General features: G+C 60.4%; 14 protein-coding genes. 11 read left to right on the forward strand and 3 right to left on the reverse strand.

Features of this window, described 5'->3' with window-relative positions; all coding sequences use genetic code 11:
* Positions 1 to 71 precede the first annotated feature (71 nt).
* The gene (locus ABH912_RS00240; protein ID WP_429509242.1) at positions 72 to 947 is read left to right on the forward strand and encodes a LysR family transcriptional regulator; all 876 of its coding nucleotides are present in this window, start codon (positions 72 to 74) and stop codon (positions 945 to 947) included.
* A 159-nt stretch (positions 948 to 1106) separates the two neighbouring features.
* Here the strand turns inward: ABH912_RS00240 and ABH912_RS00245 are convergent, their stop codons facing one another.
* Entirely contained in the window at positions 1107 to 1829 is a 723-nt protein-coding gene (locus ABH912_RS00245) for a pirin family protein (RefSeq protein WP_033058894.1), read from the reverse strand.
* Positions 1830 to 2062: 233 nt separating this feature from the next.
* Here ABH912_RS00245 and ABH912_RS00250 point away from each other — a divergent pair, with 233 nt between their 5' ends.
* Both ABH912_RS00250 and ABH912_RS00255 read left to right on the forward strand, forming a co-directional pair.
* Entirely contained in the window at positions 2063 to 3013 is a 951-nt protein-coding gene (locus ABH912_RS00250) for a GlxA family transcriptional regulator (protein ID WP_429509243.1), read from the forward strand.
* A 183-nt stretch (positions 3014 to 3196) separates the two neighbouring features.
* The gene (locus ABH912_RS00255; RefSeq protein WP_033058890.1) at positions 3197 to 4681 is read left to right on the forward strand and encodes an ATP-binding protein; all 1485 of its coding nucleotides are present in this window, start codon (positions 3197 to 3199) and stop codon (positions 4679 to 4681) included.
* Here ABH912_RS00255 and ABH912_RS00260 read toward each other — a convergent pair.
* On the reverse strand, positions 4646 to 7450 hold the full coding sequence (locus ABH912_RS00260) for an ATP-binding protein (protein ID WP_429509244.1): 2805 nt from the start codon (positions 7448 to 7450) through the stop codon (positions 4646 to 4648). The genes ABH912_RS00255 and ABH912_RS00260 overlap by 36 nt on opposite strands.
* A 320-nt stretch (positions 7451 to 7770) precedes the next feature.
* Here ABH912_RS00260 and ABH912_RS00265 point away from each other — a divergent pair, with 320 nt between their 5' ends.
* Together ABH912_RS00265 and ABH912_RS00270 are read left to right on the forward strand one after the other, a co-directional pair.
* Entirely contained in the window at positions 7771 to 8346 is a 576-nt protein-coding gene (locus ABH912_RS00265; protein ID WP_429509245.1) for a flavodoxin family protein, read from the forward strand.
* 31 nt (positions 8347 to 8377) lie between these two features.
* Entirely contained in the window at positions 8378 to 9202 is an 825-nt protein-coding gene (locus ABH912_RS00270) for an alpha/beta fold hydrolase (protein ID WP_033058885.1), read from the forward strand.
* A 220-nt stretch (positions 9203 to 9422) separates the two neighbouring features.
* Here ABH912_RS00270 and ABH912_RS00275 read toward each other — a convergent pair whose 3' ends face one another.
* Positions 9423 to 9863 carry a helix-turn-helix domain-containing protein gene (locus ABH912_RS00275; RefSeq protein WP_033058882.1) on the reverse strand — a complete coding sequence of 147 codons (441 nt, stop codon included), beginning with the start codon at positions 9861 to 9863 and terminating at the stop codon, positions 9423 to 9425.
* 209 nt (positions 9864 to 10072) lie between these two features.
* On the opposite strand from ABH912_RS00275, the gene ABH912_RS00280 reads away from it, so the two are divergent.
* From ABH912_RS00280 to ycaC, 6 genes are all read left to right on the forward strand, one after another.
* On the forward strand, positions 10073 to 11059 hold the full coding sequence (locus ABH912_RS00280; protein WP_429509246.1) for an MBL fold metallo-hydrolase: 987 nt from the start codon (positions 10073 to 10075) through the stop codon (positions 11057 to 11059).
* Between the two features lie 34 nt (positions 11060 to 11093).
* Positions 11094 to 12014 carry a LysR substrate-binding domain-containing protein gene (locus ABH912_RS00285; protein WP_033058879.1) on the forward strand — a complete coding sequence of 307 codons (921 nt, stop codon included), beginning with the start codon at positions 11094 to 11096 and terminating at the stop codon, positions 12012 to 12014.
* A 551-nt stretch (positions 12015 to 12565) separates the two neighbouring features.
* Positions 12566 to 12982: a DoxX family protein gene (locus tag ABH912_RS00290; protein WP_033058877.1), complete on the forward strand. Its 417-nt coding sequence runs from the start codon at positions 12566 to 12568 to the stop codon at positions 12980 to 12982.
* A complete protein-coding gene (locus ABH912_RS00295; RefSeq protein ID WP_033058875.1) occupies positions 12975 to 13568 on the forward strand; it encodes an antibiotic biosynthesis monooxygenase in 594 nt (197 codons plus the stop codon). The genes ABH912_RS00290 and ABH912_RS00295 overlap by 8 nt, the downstream gene beginning before the upstream one ends.
* Entirely contained in the window at positions 13565 to 15403 is a 1839-nt protein-coding gene (locus ABH912_RS00300; RefSeq protein WP_429509247.1) for an amidohydrolase, read from the forward strand. Before ABH912_RS00295 ends, ABH912_RS00300 begins: the two co-directional genes overlap by 4 nt.
* 67 nt (positions 15404 to 15470) lie before the next feature.
* Positions 15471 to 16097, forward strand: a complete 627-nt coding sequence (ycaC, locus tag ABH912_RS00305) for an isochorismate family cysteine hydrolase YcaC (RefSeq protein ID WP_008032694.1) — start codon at positions 15471 to 15473, stop codon at positions 16095 to 16097.
* The last annotated feature ends 120 nt before the right edge of the window (positions 16098 to 16217 follow it).

A 16217-nucleotide genomic window follows, 5' to 3' on the forward strand; every position in this document is an offset into this window, starting at 1 on the left:
GTGGTTTGTTGTTGCAATAATGCAGCGATTTCGCGCTAGAGTGATGCATCTATGCATCAGTTGGGAGCCGTATGAATTGGGATGACGCGCGGGTGTTTCTGGCGGTGTGCCGAGAGTCGACGCTTAGAGGCGCGGCGCGAGTGTTGGGGGTCGATCAGGCCACGGTCGGCCGGCGGATCACGGCGCTGGAAAAGTCCTTGAGTGCCACGCTATTCCTGCGCACCTCCGAGGGTTATGCGTTGACGGCTGTCGGCGAAGCCGCGTTGCGTGCGGTGGAAAAAATGGAGCATTCGGCACTCGAACTGGAGCGCCGGATTCAAGGCCTCGACGATCGACTGACCGGGCTCGTAAGGGTCAGCACCACGGACTCCCTGGCCATCGACTTCCTGATCCCGGCGATTGCTCGCCTGCATCAACAGCACCCCGACGTGCGCGTGCAACTGGACGCGTCCACGCAAATGATCAGCCTGGCCAAGCGCGAAGCCGATATCGCGGTGCGTAATGCCCGGCCGGACAACCCTGACCTGATCGCACGGCGCATCGCCCGCTGGCCAGTGGGGCTTTTCGCGTCTCAAGCGTATGTCGATGCCCATGGTACGCCGCAGCCGGGCTCTGCGTTTGAGGGGCATGATCTGGTGGTGTATCAGCCGTATCTGCAAGGCAACAAAGACATGACGCTGGTCTCGGAACCGCTGGGTCGCGGGCGCATTGTTTCAAGCCTGAGTTCCAGCCTGCTGGTGCGCCGATCCATTGCTGCAGGGATCGGGCTCGGGGAAATTCCGGTGTACATGGGGGAGAGGGACGGACTGGTCAGGTTGTGGCCGGAGCGCACGCGACCGGTGCCGTATGATGTGTGGCTGGTGACGCATGCGGACTTGCGGCATACCGCCAGAGTCCGTGTAGTGATTGATGAAATTGTCGCGGTGTTTTCCGGTACTGGCGAGTAATGCGTAAAACCTGTAGCAGCTGGCGAAGCCTGCGTTCGGCTGCGAAGCAGTCGTGAAATCAGACGCTGCGGTCTTTATGACACACCGCGTGCGCTGGGTTTACGACTGCTTCGCAGCCGAACGCAGGCTTCGCCAGCTGCTACAGATCGCGGGTGACCGTTATGGCATTTCCGGCAGTTCTTGAGGGCGCAGATCGAACACCAGCACTTCAGCATCGACGCCATTGCTCAACGTCAGCTCCTGTTCATCGCGAACCCGCACGCCATCGCCTTCCTGCAACGGCACGCCGTTGAGCTCGACGCTGCCACGGGCCACATGCACATAGGCATAGCGGTTGGCGGCCAATTCCAGAGTGGCGCTTTCCTTACCGTCGATGAGCGCGGCATACACCCGTGCATCCTGACGCACCTTCAGCGAACCCTTCGCCCCGTCGGGGGAGATGATCAGTTGCAGACGGCCGCGTTTCTTCTGCGTGCTGAAGTGCTCTTGTTGATAACGCGGTTTGGCGCCGCTGACTTCGGGCACGATCCAGATTTGCAGGAAGTGCACCGGCCGGGTGCTCGAGTGGTTGTATTCGCTGTGCGCCACGCCGCTGCCGGCGCTCATCAACTGCACGTCACCGGGGCGGATCACCGAGCCGGTGCCCAGGGTGTCCTTGTGTTCCAAAGCACCTTCGAGCACATAAGAGAAAATCTCCATGTCGCGGTGCGGGTGCTGGCCGAAACCTTTGCCGGCGGCAACCCGGTCATCGTTGATCACCAGCAGGTCGGAAAAACCCTGCTCTTTGGGGTTGCGATAGTTGGCGAAGGAAAAGGTATGGAACGACTTCAACCAACCGTGATTGGCCGCACCGCGATCGGAAGCCTTGCGAAGGGTCAGCATGATGAAATCTCCTGTGAGGACGTTGATTCGTCCGAGTGAGGAGAAGGTTAATGGTTACTGACTGGTGCAATAAGTAGATGAAAATTGAAATACTGTCGCGTTCAGGTTGACAGTTATGTGCGCACGCCACACTTGGCCATAATGCACGGCATCTCTTATCTGCCGAACACCAAACCCCTGTGGGATTGGTGTTCGGCAGATGGGCTTTCTTTTGACTTCAGTGATTTGAACCCATGAAAACCGTGGCTATGGTGTTGTTCCCGGACTTTCTCCTGCTGGACATGGCAGGCCCGATGGAAGTGTTTTCCATCGCCAATCGATATCTGGCAGCGGATGATCGTTACGAACTGTCGACCATCGGCACCGAACATGGCGCACTGCGCGCCTCCAACGGCGTCAACGTCCAGGCCGATTTGCACATCGACCAGGCAGATCGGGCGTTTGACCTGTTGCTGGTGCCGGGCGGTCCGGGTGCCTACAACGAAAAACATCCACCGTTGTTGTGTTGGCTCAAAGCCGCGGTCGGTCGCGCCGAACGATACGGCTCGATCTGCACCGGCGCATTTGTGCTGGGGCATGCCGGTTTGCTGGACGGGTATCGCGTGACCACCCACTGGCATTACACCGAACGACTGATCAAAGGCTTCCCCAAGGCCACCGTCGAGACCGATCAGATTTACGTGCAGGACCGCAACCTCATCACCTCCGGCGGCGTCACTGCCGGCATCGACCTGGCACTGTCGGTGGTCGCCGAAGACCATGGCAAGAAAGTCGCCCAGGACGTGGCCAAGGTATTGCTGGTGGTCATGAAGCGCCAGGGTGGGCAGGCGCAGTTCAGCCCGTTGATGGCCTCTGTCGCACCGCAGGAAACGCCGATCACTCGCGTGCAGAACTATGTGCTCGAACACCTCGATGAAGCATTCAGCATCGACCGCATGGCCAGCCTGGCGAACATGAGTGCGCGGCACTTCGCCCGGATGTTTGCTCGGGAAGTGAACATAACGCCCATGGAATTTCTGCAAAGTGCACGTATCGACAGCGCCAGGAGTCTGCTGGAAACCAGCGACTTGCCGCTCAAGACAGTGGCGTTCAAAAGTGGCTTCGGCAGCGTGCGGCACATGCGTTTTCTGTTCAGTGAAAAGCTTGGTTTGACGCCGACCCAATACCGCGAACAGTTCAGCTAGAGCGCTCTTGTCCGTTGTGCGCACCGTGATGGCTGTGACGCTCCCATCATGGCCGTTGAACGGTCACTGATGCCTGCCAAGATATCTTGAACGCTTTGCAATGGAGGTGCGGGAGCCTGGAAGGCGGGTGCAAGGGATGTTGCTGCACTGTGAGCCGGGCCAGGTTTCAGCACGTGAATGTGCATGAACAGCCACAGAGATTTAAACAGCGATGCGGTGCTGCGATTCGGCCCCTATGCATTCCACCTGCGGCAACGGTTGATCCTTGACGGTGATCGACCGCTGCGCATGGGCGGTCGGGCACTGGATATCCTCCAGGTGCTGGTCGAGCGCGCCGGCAACGTGGTCAGCAAAGACGAACTGATTGCTCACGTCTGGCCGACTTCGGTGGTCGAGGAAATCAACCTGCGCGTGCACATTGCGGCCCTGCGTCGTGCGCTTGGCGACGGGCAGAATGGTCAGCGCTACATCGTCAACATTCCCCAATGCGGTTATAGCTTTATCGCCCCGGTGCAGCCAGCGTCCGCGGGCACTCAGGTCTTGATCGAGACCATTCAAAAACATCAGCACAACCTGCCTGCACGACTCACGCCGGTGACCGGCCGGGATTCGATGGTCGGCAGTCTCGTCCGGCAGTTGCCGGTTCGGCGTCTCATGACGCTGGTTGGCCCCGGCGGCGTCGGCAAGACCACCGTGGCGTTGCGTGTCGCCGAACTGCTGTTGCAGCACTATGAAGATGGCGCGTGGCTGGTTGATTTCGCGACGATCGAAGACCCCGCGCGAGTGGTCGATCATCTGATCCAGGGTCTCGAGCTGGAGATCGGCACCACGCTGGACGTGCTGGCAAACCGGCACGCGTTGCTGGTGCTCGACAACTGCGAACACCTGCGCGAACGCTGCCGAATCCTGGTGGAAGATTTACTGAGGTCGGCGCCTCGGCTGTCCATTCTGGTGACCAGCCGTGAACCGTTGCAGGCGCAGGGGGAAACGGTCCAGCGTCTGCCATCCCTGGCAGTGCCGCCGGTGTCGGCGTTGAATAGCGTCGCCGAAGCCATGGGCTATTCGGCGGTGCAGTTGTTCGTCAGCCGTGCCCGGGCCCGCCAGCAAGGGTTTGTCCTGCGCGAGCAAGACCTCAAGGTAGTCCGTAAAATCTGCCGGCGTCTCGACGGTCTGCCACTGGCGATCGAACTGGCGGCGGCGCAGATCGATGCACTGGCGTTGGTGGGCTTGCAAGCGCAACTGGACAACTGTTTTCAGTTGCTGACCCTGGGCCGGCGCACCGCTGTGCCTCGGCATCAAACCCTCAAGGCGGCGCTGGACTGGAGCTATGAGCGGTTGAGCCTGCTGGAACAGACTGTGTTGCAGCGTCTGTCGGTGTTCAAGATGTCCTTTACCTTCGAGGCAGCTATGGGCGTGAGCAGTTGCGCGATGCTCAAACCCGAGCAACTGGCGCCGCTGGTGGAACGCCTTGTGGCCAAATCGTTGCTCTCGAAGGGGCAGGTTAACGGCATACACCGTTATCGCTTTCTCAACACGACGCGTGCGTATGCGCAGGAGAAGCTCGAACACAGCGGCCACCTGCGTGTGTTCGAAAGGCGCTACTCGCAATACATCAGCCGGGGGCAATGGGTCTCAGGTGGGCAATTGCCCATGGAGCTCGTCGAGTAACCGCCGGACTTTGCTCAGGTCCGGCGTGGCGAATCCCTCGGTGAACCGGTTGTAGATCGGCGCCAGCAGCTCATGGGCTTGCTGATACAAGCCCTGACGCTGCCAAAGTTGCGCCAGCGAGGTGGCGCTTCGCAGTTCCCAAGCCAGGGCGCCCTGAAGTTTCGCCACGTTCAATGCTCTGATCAGCACGGCCTCGGCCGCTTCGGTTTTCAGTGGGCAATCCTCGGCCAGCAGCGCATTAGCCCGGGCCCGCAGAACTTCCGCCGTGCTCCAGCCGGCCGTACCGGTGTCGGCCCGTTGCAACAGGGCGTCATCGACGAAACCGCAATCCAGCGTGACCATGATGTCCTTGATCAGCCCCACGCCTGGCTGAAGCGGCAAGTGCGCCTCGGCGCCGTCGATCACCTGCGCATAGTGCCGGGCCCAGGTGTAGAACAGCAGCACCGAGTGTTTCTGTGCTTGTTCCAGCAACAGGCGCAAGAGTTCACGAGCGGTACGGGTATCGCCGTTGTAGTGAGCGATCGGGCAGCCGGCCAGCGCCAGGGTGTAGCAGATGGACGTGCCGTGGTTGATCTGGATCGCAATGTCCAGCGCTTGCCGGGCGGTGCGCCAGGCTTGTTCCGGGTGCCCCTGCAACCAGAGGATGCGCGCCAGAATCGTCAGGGCGGCGACACTCTGATCGTAGTGCACGCCAAAACCGTAGGTGAAGCGGTTGAGGTGGCCGCTCTGGGCCATGCGCTGAAGGACCTGTTCTGCATTCATCCGCGCCTGCTGCTGGTCCCCGGCAAAGTGCAACGCCAGCACCCGCAAGCGATGCGCGCTGAGGGACAACACCGCATCGCCATGCAGCCCCAACCGATCGAATTGCCGGCTCTGTTCCAGGGCCATTTGATAATCGGCGCAACAGAGATTGACCGCCATGTGCCCGGACACCGCACGCAACTGACCGGCCAAATCGTTGCAATGTTTGGCCAGGATTCTGGCGCTGACGAACGCCTCGACGGTTTCTGCCGTGCCGACCTGAGTGTGATAGCAAGAACTGCCGAGGGCGAGATGCAGGGCTATTTTCAGCTGCGGGCAAGGATCAGACGTTGCATCGAGCAGTGCCAGCGCCCTACGCACGTACATACCGTGCTCCTTGAGCAGTGACAGTTCCTGCCACAGCGGCGTGGAAGCTGCCGTCAGGCGGATCGCCAACGCCTGCGGCCCTTGTCCGTTCAAGCCCCAGTCGAGGGCCGAACGAATGTCCTCCAGACTGCGGGCGTAACGCTCGATCCACGTGCTTGTCGGAATCAGCTCCCACTCGTGCTGGGCTTGATTCATCAATGCCAGGCAGCGCTCGGCGTGACGTTTGCGGGTACCGGGCAGGTCGGCGGCCTGGTCGAGTTTTTCCAGGGCATAGCTGCGGGTGGTGTCGAGCAATCGGTAGAACACCTCTTCGTCACCCACTTCCACGTTCAGCAGCGATTTGGCCACCAGTTGCGTGATCGAGCCAAACACTGCCTGCGGTTCGATGTGTTCGCCGACGATCACCGCCGCCGCCGATTCCAGGGTGAAGCCGCCTCTGAACACACCCAGTCGGCGCAGACAGGTTTGTTCGCAGGCACTCAGCAGTTCGAAGCTCCAGTCCAGCGTGGCACGCAGGGTTTGGTGTCGGCCCAACGTGGTCTGACAACCCTGGGTGAGCAGGCGAAAACTGCCTTGGAGTTGGGTCAGCAATCCGCTTAATCCGAGGCCGCTGACTTGCGCGGCCGCTAATTCGATCGCCAGTGGAATACCGTCCAGGCGCCGGCAGATTTCAATCGCCAGCGGCAGTTCGTCATCGGTCAGTTCGAAGCTGTCATTGCTGGCCATCGCGCGTTCGACGAACAACTGCAGGGCGGAAAATGTAAGGGCCTGAGCGCGGTCCGGTACGGCAATGGGGGGAGGGCAGTCCAGCGACTCCAGGCGCTGAACACATTCACCTTCGGCTCGCAGGCTCTCACGGCTGGTGGCCAGAATGTGCACCTCTGGCGCGGCGCGCAGGATGCTCTCGCTCAGCAATGCGATGGCGTCGACCAGGTGTTCGCAGTTGTCGATCACCAGCAGCATCTGCCGGTCGCGCAGGAACGCGGCGAGGCCGCTCATCGGCTCGGCGTCGTGCAAGGACAGCCCGAGCAATGTCGCCAGGTGAGCGGTGATCACCGACGGATCGTTGATCGGCGCCAGGTCCAGCAGACGAATGCCATCCCGGTAGCGCCCGATCAGTTGTTCGGCGACACGCAGGGCCACGGTGGTCTTGCCGATCCCGCCGGGGCCGACCAGGGTAATAAAACGCTGGCGTGACAGCTGGACCATCAGGTTATCGACGAGGGACTGGCGGCCGATCATGCGGGTTCGACGAACGGGAAGGTTGTGACCGCTCGGCGCGGGCGCTTCGCTTCCTGGAAGGTGCTCGATGTGCTCCAGCGAATAAGGCGCCACAAAGCTGTACCCGCGCTGCGCCACGGTGACGATGTAACGCTGGCCGGCCTGGCCGTCACCGAGGGCCTTGCGCAATGCGGCCATGTGCACTCGCAGGTTGATGTCTTCCACCACGCTTTTGGGCCAGACCCCGGCGATCAGCGTTTGTTTGCTGACGACCTTCCCGGCGTGTTCCAAAAGGATCAACAGAATGTCCATGGCACGCCGACCCAGGCGCAGGGGCTGGTCGGCCTCCATGACCAGACGTTGTCCGGGATAGATCCGGTAGGGGCCGAAATGGATGGCTTGTTCGGGGGGAAGGGTCAACGTGTCACTCCTGCTTGCCGCCGTCTGGTACGCGGTTTCCGAGCATATTCGTCAGGTTTTTACGGCAGCGCAATACGCTGGCCGGATGACGCTGCAATGTCCGCCTGGCCCGCAGGTTTTCGGCTCTTGTTCATGAGTTCCGTATTTATTGGGCGCGATGGTCTTGAAGGTATCGCTGAGGCTTTTGGCGCGCCAAAGAAAATTAACAACGTTTAACTCGTGCTGCGTCTGGTCTACGCCCAAAACTCTCATCCTTCAAGTTTACCGAAGGCACCTGCCTTCCCGATGTAAAGGGATTGATACGTCAAGAGGACGCCGGAATGAGCAACGTGGTGGTGGTCTATCACAGTGGCTATGGGCACACCCGCGTCATGGCTGAAGCCGTGGCCCAAGGTGTGGAAAGGCACTTGGGAAGTACCTGCCAGCTGATTTCGGTCGAGGACGTGGACCGGCACTGGGACCATTTGCACAACGCCGACGCGATCATCTTCGGCGCGCCGACCTACATGGGCAGTGCCTCGGCACCCTTCAAGGGGTTCATGGAAGCCACGGCGGCGTTCTATCTGGCCCAACCCTGGCGCGACAAACTGGCGGCCGGCTTCACCAATTCCGGCTGCCTGTGCGGCGACAAACTCAATACCTTGCTGCAAATGGCAGTGTTCGCCGCGCAGCATTCAATGATCTGGGTCGGCCTCGACCTGCTGCCTGCGCGTTCGAGCACGGGCGTGTTCGATGGGCAAATGAATCGCCTGGGCAGCTCGCTCGGCGCCATGGCGCAGTCGAATGTCGAACAGCCCCCCGAATGCGCACCACCTCCCGAAGACCGCTGCACCGCCGCGCATCTGGGCGAGCGAGTGGCGCGGCTGGCTGAACGCATGAGCCACTCACCGGTTTGATTCACCCCATCCCTCGCTAAGGAGACATCGCATGAGTACATTCACGACCCGAGACGGCACCGAGATTTATTACAAGGACTGGGGCACCGGTCAGCCTATTGTCTTCAGCCACGGCTGGCCGTTGAACGCCGACAGCTGGGAATCGCAAATGATCTTCCTGGCCTCCAAAGGCTACCGGGTGATCGCCCATGATCGCCGCGGTCATGGCCGCTCCAGCCAACCATGGACCGGCAACGACATGGACACCTACGCCGATGACCTGGCGCAGTTGATCGAGTTACTGGATCTGCAAAACGTCGTGCTGTTCGGCTTCTCCACCGGCGGCGGCGAAGTGGCGCGTTACATTGGTCGTCATGGCACCGGGCGCGTGGCCAAGGCCGGGCTGATTTCTTCGGTGCCGCCACTGATGCTCAAGACGGAAGCCAACCCCGGGGGCCTGCCGATCGAAGTGTTTGACGGCATTCGCGAGGCGTCCCTGGCCGACCGTTCGCAGCTTTACATCAACCTCGCAAGCGGTCCGTTCTTCGGCTTCAATAAACCGGACGCCCAGTCATCTCAGGGCATGATCGACTGGTTCTGGATGCAAGGCATGACCTCCGGCCACAAGAACGCTTATGACTGCATCAAGGCGTTCTCCGAAACCGACTTCACCGAAGACCTGAAGAAGTTCGATATACCGACGCTGGTGGTGCATGGCGATGCTGACCAGGTGGTGCCGATCGAAGCGGCGGGCATTGCCTCTGCAAAACTGGTGAAAGGATCTACGTTGAAGATCTACCCCGGCGCTCCCCATGGCTTGACGGATACCCACAAGGATCAGCTCAACGCTGATCTGTTGGCATTTTTGAAGAACTAGACCCCCCTCGATCCTTTGCCATGGAAACTCTGTAGCAGCTGTCGAGCCCCAGCGAGGCTGCGTTCGGCTGCGTAGCCGTCGTGAAACCTGATGACGCGGTTTACCTGAAACACTGCGTTGGCCGATTTTACGACTGCTGCGCAGCCGAACGCAGCCTCGCAGGTTCGACAGCTGCTACAGAGCCGAACGCAGAGCTGCTACGAAGCTTGCGGTGTCGCCTTTATTGCGGGTGAAGTTGAGCGGTGTAGGCGGGGCGTTGGGGCAGGGCGCGCACAATCTTGCAACGCCACGCAAACGGAGTGATGCCTTCATTGCGAGTGAAGATGTGGCAGAAATGCGCCTGATCGCAGAAACCGCATTCGAGGCTGATTTGCGTCAGCGTCAGGTCAGTGCTCTGGATCAATTGCTTGGCGCGGGCGATGCGCTGGTGGCGAATCCAGTCTTGCGGCGAGAGCCCTGTGCTGCACTTGAACGCGCGGGAGAAATGACTGCGCGAAAGGGCGCAGGCGCGGGCCAGTTCCGTCACTTCAACGGTTTCGCCGAGGCGTTCGAGGATCAGTTGCTTGGCCAGGCTTTCGCGCCAAGGCGTCAGGCCGCCGGTGGTTTTTTTGAGGGGGTCAGTGGTCGTCGCGCGAGCGACATTTTGCTGGGAATGGGCCATGACCAATATCCAAGTCGATGAGCTTCATTCTTGGACGCAGGGCTCTGGCCGGCGAGTTAAACGTTGTTAATTTCGTTGGTGCGCGGTGATGAACAACCACCGTGACTCAGCACATGGCTGCAATTTCCATGGGCGTGTCCCGTGCAGAATCGACGTCATACGGCGGTGTTGTGCGTGGCCGCTTTTCTGACTCGAACAAGGATGAAGGCATGAAACATTCTCTGGTTTGCGCGCTGGGGCTCGCGGTAGCGCTGGCGTCCGGCATTTCCTCGGCCGAGGCGCCGGTGCAAGTCGGCACACAAGCGCCGGGCTATTTCCGCCTGGCGGTGGGCGATTACGAGGTGACGGCGCTGTTCGATGGCTACAACGACTTGTCGCCGAAACTGCTCAAGGGCCTGACCCAAAATCAGATCCGAGCGCTGCTGGCCCGTCGCTCGATTGAAACACCGGGCGTGCAGACCGCGTTCAACGCCTTTTTGATCAACACTGGCAAGCAGTTGATCCTCGTCGATACCGGCGCCGGCCAGTGCATTGGTGCTACAGCCGGGATGCTGTCAGACAATATGAAAGCCGCCGGTTATGAGCCTGCGCAGGTCGATACGATTTTGTTGACCCACCTGCATTTGGACCATGTCTGCGGACTGGTCGATGGCCAACAGAAACCGATTTTCGCCAACGCCACGGTTTTTGCTGCGAAGGCAGAAGCCGACTACTGGCTTGATCCCCAGGCCCTCGCCAAGGCGCCCGAGGGTGCCAGGCCGTACTTCAAAATTGCCCAGGACTCAACCGCGCCCTACGTCGCAGCGGGTCGCTTCAAGACGTTCGATGCCGGTCAGTCGCCCATGCCAGGTGTGGTCAATGCGGAACTGGAAACCGGGCACACGCCGGGCAGCACCACTTACCGCTTCACCTCGCAGGGGCAGAGCATTCTGTTCATGGGCGACCTGGTGCATAACCTCGCGGTGCAGTTCGAACATCCTGAGGTGTCGATCGGTTTTGACGTCAACAGTCAGCAGGCGATCAAGAGTCGTGCCAAGGTGTTCAGCGATGCCGCGGCGAGCAAGACCTGGGTGACGGCGGCGCACTTGCCGTTCCCCGGCATCGGCCACATCGCCGCCGAGGGCAAGCATTTCCAGTGGGTGCCGGTTGAGTACGGTCCTTACAAACGTGCGGCCAACGTGCCGCTGATCGAGTAAAGTCCCCGGCTGAACACACAAGGAAACCGTGCCTATGAACCGTAACGATCTGCGCCGCGTCGACATGAACCTGTTAGTGATTTTCGAAGCGTTGATGTTCGAAAAGAACCTTACCCGTGTTGCTGAAAAACTGTTCATGGGGCAGCCGGCGGTGAGTGCGGCGCTGGGGCGGTTGCGGGATCTGTTCGACGATCCGCTGCTGTTGCGCAATGGCCGCGGGATGGAGCCGACGGCGCGGGCACTGGCGATCCTCAAGGAGCTGCAACCGGCGATGGATGTGATTTCCGGGGCGGTGAGCCGAGCTAAAGAATTCGATCCCGCTTCAAGCTGCGACGTGTTCCGCATTGGCCTGTCGGACGACGCCGAGTTCGGCTTGTTTCCGCCGTTGTTGAGCCAGCTTCGGGAAGAGGCACCGGGGATCATCGTGGTCGTGCGGCGGGCGAATTATTTGCTGATGCCTGCGTTGCTGGCGTCCGGGGAGATTTCGGTGGGGGTGAGTTACACCACGGATTTGCCGGCCAACGCCAAGCGCAAGACGTTGCGGGATATTCCATGCAAGGTGCTGCGCGGTGACAAACGGCCGGGGACGCTTTCGCTGGATGAATACTGTGAACGACCCCATGCGATGGTGTCGTTTTCGGGGGATTTGAGCGGCAACATTGATCTTGATCTGGCGAAGATCGGACGAAGTCGGCGGGTGGTGTTGGGCGTTCCGCAGTTCAGTGGGTTGCGGGCGTTGCTGGCCGGGACCGAGATGATCGCTACCGTGCCTGATTACGCCGCGTGCGCGTTGGTCGAGGGGTGTGCGTTGCGGGCCGAAGACCCGCCGTTTCCGATTGAAGCGGCGCAGCTTTCGATGGCCTGGAGCGGGGTGCATGACAACGATCCGGCGGAGCGATGGTTGCGGTTGCGGATCAGTGAGTTCATGTCGAGGCCTTTGCCGATTTCTGCTTGAACGTGGTGGCCTTCGGGCCGACCAGGTTCTTGTTGGCCGAGTACATATCCATTCCTGCGGTAACGGCGGCTGGCGGTTTCGCCCTTACGGCGACTCCCTTTGGCAAACGCCCCAAAGGAAGCAAAGGTCTCGCCCCGAGCGTCCGGCCCCTCGCTTAGGCTCGGCGTTCCTTCGCTCCGGTATCCATCCGGGGACACTGCCCTCCGGTCTGCTTCGCGACGACCTACATGCAGCGTGTTCGACTGCGTCGAACGGCGCTGCGCGCCACTCCCCGGATGAACACCTCCACTCAGCCTGCCGAAGGGGCGGGTGGATCAAGATCAGGAGCTGCAGGCGAGCTAACGCTCGGCCTGATGAGTGGTGAGAAGCGGGTGTACACCCATCCCCTGTAGGAGCTGTCGAGTGTAACGAGGCTGCGATCTTTTGATCTTGATCCAGGCTCATACGCAAAAAGAGCACACACATCCAATTTTTCCCGCCCCTGCACCGGCACTATCGAAGAACGTCCCGGCACATTGCTGCCGGTAGTTTTTCTTTTGTGCAGGTAGCCCATGAATGCTTCGCGGTGGGATCAACGCGCCCAGGATTTCGGGCTGTTTTTTTTGCGGGTCAGCGGTGGCTTGTTTCTGCTGTGGGTGCACGGTTTGCCGAAACTGCTTAACTACAGCACTCAACTGCAAACCATCGAAGACCCGTTTCACCTGGGTGCGAACGTCACGCTGATGCTGGCGATTTTCGCCGAGGTGCTGTGTCCGTTACTGATCGTCGCCGGGGTGTTTGTGCGTTTGGCGTGCCTGCCGATTTTGTGTGTGCTGCTGATCGCGCTGTTGATTGTGCATCCGCAATGGAGCCTCGATGAAGGGCAGTTCGGCTGGCTGCTGATGATGTTGTTCACCAGCCTACTTATCGCCGGGCCGGGACGGCTGGCGCTCAATGTCCGTTTCCCTGGAGTTTTGCGTTATGCCTGAATCCAATCGTTTCGAAGAAGTCGTGACACTGGTTATCAAGCACAGGGTCAAGGCGGGGTTTGAAGTGCCCTACGAAGCCTGGTTGCGCAACATTGTCAGCATTGCCGGGCAGCAGGAAGGGCACTTGGGCGTCGATGTGATTCGCGGCAAGAGTGCCGGTCTTGACCTGTACACCTGCGTGCTGCGCTTCTGCTCGACCGAATCGATGCAGCGCTGGCTCGATTCGCCGCAACGACTGGCGCTGGTCAACGAAGCCACGCCGATGCTCGCTGACGGCGACCAGACCGAGGTCAATCCGGTCAACGAATTCTGGTTCGCGCCACAAGCCGACGCCGCTTCGCCGCCACCGCCGCGCTGGAAGCAGGCCGTGGTGACGTTGCTGGTGATTTTGCCGCACACCTTGCTGGTGCCGCTGATCTGGGGGCCGCTGCTGCAGCTCAATACCTTCCTGTCCAATTACGTGGTCGCGACGTTCCTGATCACGCTGACCATCGTCCTTTCGGTGGTGTACCTGTTCATGCCGATGGCGACGCGGTTGTTCGCGCCCTGGCTGTCCTCTTCCACTCAGCCCAAGGAAACGCGATGAACGCCGATCTGATTTTATTCAATGGTCAATTTCATACCGTTGACCGTGAAAACCCACGCGCCAGCGCTGTAGCGATCAGCGATGGTCGCTTTGTCGCAGTCGGCACTGACGCTGATGCCATGGCCCTGCGCGGTTCGGGCACACAGGTCATCGATCTCAAGGGGCGCTGCGTCATTCCCGGCCTCAACGACTCGCACTTGCACCTGATCCGTGGTGGCCTCAACTACAACCTCGAACTGCGCTGGGAAGGCGTGCCGTCGTTGGCGGATGCGTTGCGCATGCTCAAGGATCAGGCTGACCGCACGCCGACGCCGCAATGGGTGCGTGTGGTCGGTGGCTGGAACGAATTCCAGTTCGCTGAAAAACGCATGCCGACCCTCGAAGAACTCAATCAGGCTGCGCCGGATACACCGGTATTTGTCCTGCATTTGTACGACCGCGCCTTGCTCAACCGTGCCGCGTTGCGTGTGGCCGGTTACACCCGCAACACGCCGAACCCGCCGGGTGGCGAGATTGTGCGCGATGCCAACGGAGAACCGACCGGCATGCTGGTTGCCCGGCCCAACGCGATGATCCTCTACTCGACCCTGGCGAAGGGGCCGAAGTTGCCGCTGGAGTATCAGGTCAACTCCACCCGCCAATTCATGCGCGAGCTCAACCGTCTCGGCCTGACCAGCGCCATCGATGCCGGCGGCGGTTTCCAGAATTATCCGGACGATTATCAGGTGATCGAGCAGTTGGCCAAGGACCAGCAACTGACCGTTCGCATCGCCTACAACCTGTTCACCCAGAAGCCCAAGGAAGAGCTGACCGATTTCAAAAACTGGACCAGCAGCGTGACCCTGCATCAGGGCGACGATTACCTGCGGCACAACGGCGCCGGGGAAATGCTGGTGTTTTCAGCGGCGGATTTCGAGGATTTCCTTGAGCCGCGTCCGGACTTGCCGCAAACCATGGAAGACGAGCTGGAGCCGGTGGTGCGCCACTTGGTCGAGCAGCGCTGGCCGTTCCGTTTGCACGCCACGTACAACGAATCCATCAGCCGCATGCTCGACGTGTTCGAGAAGGTCAATCGCGACATTCCGTTCAACGGATTGCCGTGGTTTTTCGACCATGCCGAAACCATTACACCGCAGAACATTGAGCGGGTGAGGGCGCTGGGTGGCGGTATCGCGATTCAGGATCGCATGGCATTCCAGGGCGAATATTTCGTTGAGCGTTACGGCGCCAAAGCCGCGGAAGCGACCCCGCCGATCAAACGCATGCTGGCCGAAGGGGTGCCGGTCGGCGCCGGCACCGATGCCACGCGAGTGTCCAGCTACAACCCCTGGACTTCGCTGTACTGGATGGTCAGCGGTCGCACGGTCGGTGGCCTGGAACTGCATGCCGAGGGCTTGTCTCGTCAAACCGCGCTGGAGTTGTTTACCCACGGCAGTGCCTGGTTCTCTTCCGAGCAGGGCAAGAAAGGCATGATCAAGGTCGGCCAACTGGCTGACGTCGCCGCCTTGAGCGCGGATTTTTTCAGCGTCGACGAAGAAGCGATCAAGTGGATCGAGTCGGTGTTGACCGTGGTCGGCGGCAAGGTGGTGTACGCCGCCGGTGATTTCGAAAAACTCGGGCCGGCCAGCGTACCGGTGCTGCCGGACTGGTCGCCGGTGGTGAAAGTGCCGGGGCACTGGCGTCCGACCTCACCGATGCAGGCGCAGGTTCACCATTGCAGCGGGCCGTGCGGCGTGCATTCCCATAGCCATGAAAAGGCGCGGTTGTCGAATGCGCCGGTCAGCGATTTCGCGGGTTTCTGGGGCGCATTTGGCTGCTCGTGCTTCGCGTTCTGACGATCAAAAAAGCGCCGACCCGTCACGTCGGCGCCGTATGTAACACCTACCCACCGAGGAGTTTCACATGAGCAACGTTCCGTACAAACGCCTGAACAAAGATGACGCCGTTGTCCTGTTGGTCGACCACCAGACAGGCCTGATCTCGCTGGTTCAGGATTTCTCGCCGAACGAATTCAAGAACAACGTGCTGGCCCTGGGCGATGTGGCCAAGTTCTTCAAGCTGCCGACCATCCTCACGACCAGCTTCGAAAACGGCCCGAACGGCCCGATGGTTCCTGAGTTGAAAGAGCAATTCCCAGACGCGCCGTATATCCCGCGTCCAGGCCAGATCAACGCCTGGGATAACGAAGATTTCGTCAAAGCCGTTAAAGCCACTGGCCGTAAGCAACTGATCATCGCCGGTGTCGTCACCGACGTTTGCGTGACGTTCCCGACGCTGTCGGCGCTGGCTGAAGGGTTTGAAGTGTTCGTGGTGACCGATGCCTCGGGTACTTTCAACGAAACCGTGCAACAAGCAGCCTGGGCGCGCATGGCGGCGGCCGGTGCTCAACTGGTGAATTGGTTCTCGGTGGCCTGCGAGCTGCAGGGCGACTGGCGCAACGACATGGAAGGCCTGGCGAACCTGCTGTCGCCGCGCATTCCGAACTACCGCAATTTGATGAACAGCTACTCGGTGCTGACGTCGAAGTAAGCCCGGCGATCCGTAAAAATGCCCGCGACTGCGCGGGCATTTTTGTGTCTGGCGAATAAGCTTTTTTTGTAGCAGCTGTCGAGCCCCAGCGAGGCTGCGCAGCCGAACGCAGCCTCGCTG

Source organism: Pseudomonas sp. BT76 TE3572 (genome assembly GCF_050435365.1).
Taxonomy (GTDB): domain Bacteria; phylum Pseudomonadota; class Gammaproteobacteria; order Pseudomonadales; family Pseudomonadaceae; genus Aquipseudomonas; species Aquipseudomonas fluorescens_W.